Annotated in this window: 9 protein-coding genes and 1 pseudogene; 4 read left to right on the top strand and 6 right to left on the bottom strand. The window is 49.1% G+C overall.

The features are described 5' to 3' along the window. Positions 1–333, top strand: a pseudogene (locus ACERC6_RS10035) (hypothetical protein); the annotation flags it as partial. A 9-nt stretch (positions 334–342) separates the two neighbouring features. Further along, entirely contained in the window at positions 343–819 is a 477-nt protein-coding gene (locus tag ACERC6_RS10040; RefSeq protein WP_373628913.1) for a D-Ala-D-Ala carboxypeptidase family metallohydrolase, read from the top strand. A gap of 43 nt (positions 820–862) precedes the next feature. Here the strand turns inward: ACERC6_RS10040 and ACERC6_RS10045 are convergent, their stop codons facing one another. Next, positions 863–1321, bottom strand: a complete 459-nt coding sequence (locus ACERC6_RS10045) for a phage virion morphogenesis protein (RefSeq protein WP_373628914.1) — start codon at positions 1319–1321, stop codon at positions 863–865. Next, positions 1318–1848 carry a phage tail protein gene (locus ACERC6_RS10050; protein WP_373628915.1) on the bottom strand — a complete coding sequence of 177 codons (531 nt, stop codon included), beginning with the start codon at positions 1846–1848 and terminating at the stop codon, positions 1318–1320. The genes ACERC6_RS10045 and ACERC6_RS10050 overlap by 4 nt, the downstream gene beginning before the upstream one ends. Positions 1849–1912: 64 nt before the next feature. Between ACERC6_RS10050 and ACERC6_RS10055 the strand changes: the two genes are divergently transcribed. Together ACERC6_RS10055 and ACERC6_RS10060 are read left to right on the top strand one after the other, a co-directional pair. Then, positions 1913–2194: a type II toxin-antitoxin system RelE/ParE family toxin gene (locus tag ACERC6_RS10055; protein WP_373628916.1), complete on the top strand. Its 282-nt coding sequence runs from the start codon at positions 1913–1915 to the stop codon at positions 2192–2194. A gap of 17 nt (positions 2195–2211) precedes the next feature. Further along, positions 2212–2520, top strand: a complete 309-nt coding sequence (locus ACERC6_RS10060) for a HigA family addiction module antitoxin (protein ID WP_373630525.1) — start codon at positions 2212–2214, stop codon at positions 2518–2520. A 113-nt stretch (positions 2521–2633) separates the two neighbouring features. Here the strand turns inward: ACERC6_RS10060 and ACERC6_RS10065 are convergent, their stop codons facing one another. From ACERC6_RS10065 to gpM, 4 genes are all read right to left on the bottom strand, one after another. Continuing rightward, on the bottom strand, positions 2634–3320 hold the full coding sequence (locus tag ACERC6_RS10065; protein ID WP_373628918.1) for an N-acetylmuramidase domain-containing protein: 687 nt from the start codon (positions 3318–3320) through the stop codon (positions 2634–2636). A 9-nt stretch (positions 3321–3329) separates the two neighbouring features. Then, the gene (locus tag ACERC6_RS10070; RefSeq protein ID WP_373628919.1) at positions 3330–3533 is read right to left on the bottom strand and encodes a tail protein X; all 204 of its coding nucleotides are present in this window, start codon (positions 3531–3533) and stop codon (positions 3330–3332) included. Further along, on the bottom strand, positions 3530–3979 hold the full coding sequence (locus ACERC6_RS10075; RefSeq protein ID WP_373628920.1) for a head completion/stabilization protein: 450 nt from the start codon (positions 3977–3979) through the stop codon (positions 3530–3532). The genes ACERC6_RS10070 and ACERC6_RS10075 overlap by 4 nt, the downstream gene beginning before the upstream one ends. 101 nt (positions 3980–4080) lie before the next feature. Continuing rightward, a partial coding sequence (gene gpM, locus ACERC6_RS10080) for a phage terminase small subunit (RefSeq protein ID WP_373628921.1) occupies positions 4081–4659 on the bottom strand: 579 nt, incomplete at its 5' end.

A 4659-nucleotide genomic window follows, 5' to 3' on the forward strand; every position in this document is an offset into this window, starting at 1 on the left:
AAAATGACTTTTATCAAAGATAATGTCTTTCAATATTTATCCGTAAAACTACCGGCACTCGGGGCATTCATCATGCTGGTACTCATCCCCGCCCTGCAAGTGGCGGTAGATTATCAGATTATCCCCACCAAGTACCACGCCTTTATCACAGGTGGGGTAATGCTGGTCTTAACCATGCTGGGGCGTAAGATTTATCAACCAAGCCTACATACGCAAAGCGATGACGCACCATCAGTCAAAGAAACGGCGAAACAGGCGGTCAAGACAGCCGCCCACGATGCTGCCTATCGTGAGCTACACCGCCAAATGCTTAAAAAATCCAAACGCAGATAAGGAGATAATATGCAACTCACCAAAAACTTTACCCTAGCCGAGCTGACACGCTCAGACACTGCCACACGACTTAGGCTCAACAACACCCCAGACGAGCGAGCCACGACCAACCTACGCCAGTCAGCTCGTGGGCTATGGCAGCCCGTCCGAGACATCTTGGGCGTGCCAATGCGTGTGAGCTCAGGCTATCGCTCACCCACGCTCAACCGTGCCATCGTTGGCAGCACCACATCGGCACACTGTTACGGGCTTGCGATTGACTTTACCGCCCCAGCCTTTGGCGACACTCGCAAAGTCGCCCGCTATCTGGTGGCAGAATTAAAGGAGCGTGGCATTAAATTTGACCAGCTAATCCTAGAATTCCCAGATTCGCCAAATTCATGGATTCATTTAGGCTACAAACACCCCAATGGGCGACAGCGTGGGCAAGTCTTGACCGCTGTCAAGCGTGGTGGTCGTACGGTGTATTTGAGTGGGCTTAGGTAATGGGAAATAAAAAACCACCGCTTGGTGGTTTTTTTATGCGTCTTTAAATGAGATTTTCTATATAATCAAGCACCGCCTCATCAATCATCTGCTTATCCTCGTCCGAGATACCCAAAAGCTGTCGCACAGGATAGGCGGCTGATGCACCAGTTTTGGCATTCACACGAGCCGTCAAGCCATATTGATGGACTTCGGCGACTTGTGCCATGCGTCCGACATAGCCCACGGTGAAGCCCTCGTCCATCTGCTCGGTTTTCATGTGGGCGGCGTTTTTGATGGTATTCATCATCTTGGCACGCACACGCTTTTTTTGCCCACGGCGTTTTTGCGGTTTTCTTGGCGTGTAGGCAGAGCCGTCCACATTCTTTTGGGCGGTGATACGCTTTTTTTGGTTGTTGCGTACTTTTTGGGCGAGCGTCTTTTTGAGCTTTAACATTTGCCCATCAGACAACCCATCAATGATACGCTCCAGATGCTCGGGCAGATAGGATAACTCGCTCATCTACTGATGTCCACCAGTGGCATTGTCAGCAGCCATTTTTCTTCTGGCATACCAGTCGGGAACTCTCCTAGCACCACCCCATCATTGGCATCGATGAGCTGTACTGTCTTTGCCATCTCTGGGCGTGTGTAAGTAGGCTCTGGTGGGTAGCTGATGACCGCCTTGCCGTCCGTTTCTTTGACGATGACTCGTTCGGTGAGTGGTAGCGTGATGGATAGGTCAACCTTGCGATTATCCAAAATATCCGCCACGAATTTTACGCCATCTTTTGCCTTATCAAGATTTGCCATCAGCTCTGACTGATGTTCTCGTAGCCATGCGTAGAGTGCCACCGCCACCGCTGCCATGTCCTCGCTAAAGTCAGTAATGATGACATTGAGCGTGTAGCGATATTCAAACGATAAGCCGTTTGCAAGCGTATTGACCATCCGCCCTTCATCCACAAAAATCAGCAAGCGGTCAGGGTTTTTGGCAAGCTCTGGTAGGCTTGCCAGTAGATGGGTTCGAAGTTGATTGGGTTTTTTCATACAAATAAGCCTTGTTATTTATCGTTTATCAATATATAATAAATAAAACCGCAAAGGATAAATCATGGCAATCGTCAGCTTTAAGTGCAAAGACACGCAACTCTTATTTGAGACAGGCAACACACGAGTTTTTAGCAATTTTAAATCCGTTGCCGAACGCAAATTAAGAATGCTTAGCCAAGCCGTTTCATTGCAAGATTTACGCTCACCACCTGCCAATCATCTTGAAAAACTGGTGGGCGACCGAGAAGGTCAATATAGCATTCGCATTAACGACCAGTTCCGCATCTGCTTCATCTGGGGCGATGATGGCGTATCCGATGTTGAGATTGTGGACTACCACTAAACCTAAGGAGTATAACAATGATGTCCGACGGCATGAGACCCATTCACCCCGGTGAAATTCTGCGTGAAGAATATCTAATACCGCTCAATATGTCTGCCAATGCCCTAGCCAAGGCAATCGGTGTTACACCCGCACGCATTAATGACATTGTGCGTGAGCGGCGTGGTGTCAGTGCTGACACCGCCTTGCGATTGGCGACCTATTTTGGCTCTACTGCTCAGTTTTGGTTAAATCTGCAACAGTCCTATGACCTAAAAATCGCCGAGCAAACCGCCCAGCTAGACGATATTACGCCCTATGATTTTGGGCAGTTTAGCTATGCTTAACCAAGGCTTAGTCCATCGAGTCGGCGTAACTCTGCCAAAAACTTATAATCATAGCCCAGCTTTTGGTAGTCTTTGCCGTTGTATAGGGTAAATACCTTATCCCAGTCGCCTTTTTAAAGGGCGTCTAGTAGCCCTTTTTTGGTTTTGATGAATCGCACAAAGGCATCGAGCTGGTGGCTCTCGCTTGTCTGCATTTGCATCACAAAGTCATCGATGGATTCATAACCCAATGCCTGCCAGTTCTCGCCCATGATTTGGAACATATCCCAGCTTGCCGAGCTGCATGCACAGGCTTCATCGATGGTCTTGGCAAAATTCAGCCGTACATATTCAGACGCACCGCCTTGATAGCCGCCTGTCTTTGGACTTACAATGCTAGGGTGTGATTTGGCGTATTTGTCCGCATACCCCTTGCCGTGCTTGGCTTTTAGCAGGCGATAAAACACATGGCGTTCAAAGAGCATGGCAGGACGACGCCCATCAATAAAGCCTGCCCCACGGCTCTCAACACGGGCAAAGGCACGCACGACATTGACCGCCACGCCAAGCTCTGCCGCTGCCTTTTCGTAGTCGTCCATGCTGATGAGCTGGGCGGTCTTTTCACGATGTAGCACCTGCCAAGTCTTGATACCGACGACGCCATCAATCATCAAGCCTGACTTTCTTTGAAAATCAATCACCGCTTTTTCGGTGGCATCGCCAAAGTCGCCATCAACGGCAAGTTTTACCCCATGTTCGTTAAGTTTTGCTTGTAATCTTGCGACGATGTCGCCTTTATGACCGTATTTGATGGATTTCATGATGTCTCCTTAGTCCCACAGTTGGACTGTTTGTTTTGGCTTGGATGATTGGATAATCTTAGGCACCACCACCAGCGTGCCGATGGGCAGTATCACTTCATCGGTCAGATGTGGATTGGCGGCAAGTAGCGATTCGACCACCGATTTTCCATAGTAGCGATAGCTGATGCTATCTAGGCTGTCGCCTTGGATACTCTTAATTGTGCGGTTCATATCAGCTCCACTACGGTTTGATTTCGCCCTTGCATTTGTGCCAACGCCCACATCTTATTACGGCGGTATTCGTCAATCGTTGCCGACAGCTCCATCGCCTTTTCAGAGCCTTTGTTGGTGCTGTCGTAATTGCGGTATTTTTCGCACACTTTTGCCCCCACGCCGTTGGCAATGGCAGAAAAATACCAAACTTCAAAGGCATTTTTGCCATCGATAAAAACTGTGGATAAGTCGGTCAATCGCTCTGCTTTTGCCATAAGTAGCGTAAGCAAACGCTGAACATCGAGCACCTCTTCTAGGACAAGCTGATGTAAGCGAACATCAGTTACCGAGCCGTCCACACGAACAAAATCTCGCACATCCGCCACGCTAATTAGCGGAAAAAACTCGCCGCCACCGATGTCTGACAAGGCTGTGGATAAGTCGCCATTGGCAATGAAACTCATACTAATTCTCCAATAAAAAACACGGGAACGGCTGACGGCATGGTTGCAAGACAAATCAGCAATCAAGACATCAGCAGACCCGTGTAGGTGCGAGGCACGCTTTAAGCGGTGGCAAGTTTTTTGGCAGATGCCAAATCTGCTTTACCACCGCATTTATCATGTAAAGACAATGCAACTGACAACGCATCAACCGCCAACTCTGCCCCTTGCCCCGTCTGCTTGGCACACGCCAGATAATGCCGACCGATGACCAGATACAGCTTGGCACGCACTTCATCCGGCATATCACGAGCGGTGGCAGGTAGGCTTTCATCGCTAAGCAAATCATGCAAGGCGTGCAATGCGTCCGTGTCAATCGGCTCGTTTTGTTTTTGGCGTTTTAGCTCGTTTTCAGCAAGCTCTTCGGTCAAGATACGCGCCACCGTGCGTTTGAACGCATCAGGCATCACCAAAGCCAGCATCGTCATTACGACTTCATCTTGCACCCCAGCGTTGGCGGACAGCACACCGTCCACATAGGGCAGATGATGTTCGATGAGTTTGGCTTTTAGCTCGTTTTTTAGCTCCAAGCCTTGCAGCTGTTTTAGACGGTGCTTATCATTGGCAAGATTGGCAAGCTTTAGCTCATAAGTCGTTGCATGTTGCATTTCGCCATAGACCGCCATTTTTTCGGCGGTTTG

It is taken from the genome of Moraxella sp. E33BD, from assembly GCF_041807865.1.
In the GTDB taxonomy this organism is placed as follows: Bacteria; Pseudomonadota; Gammaproteobacteria; order Pseudomonadales; family Moraxellaceae; genus Moraxella; species Moraxella haemolytica.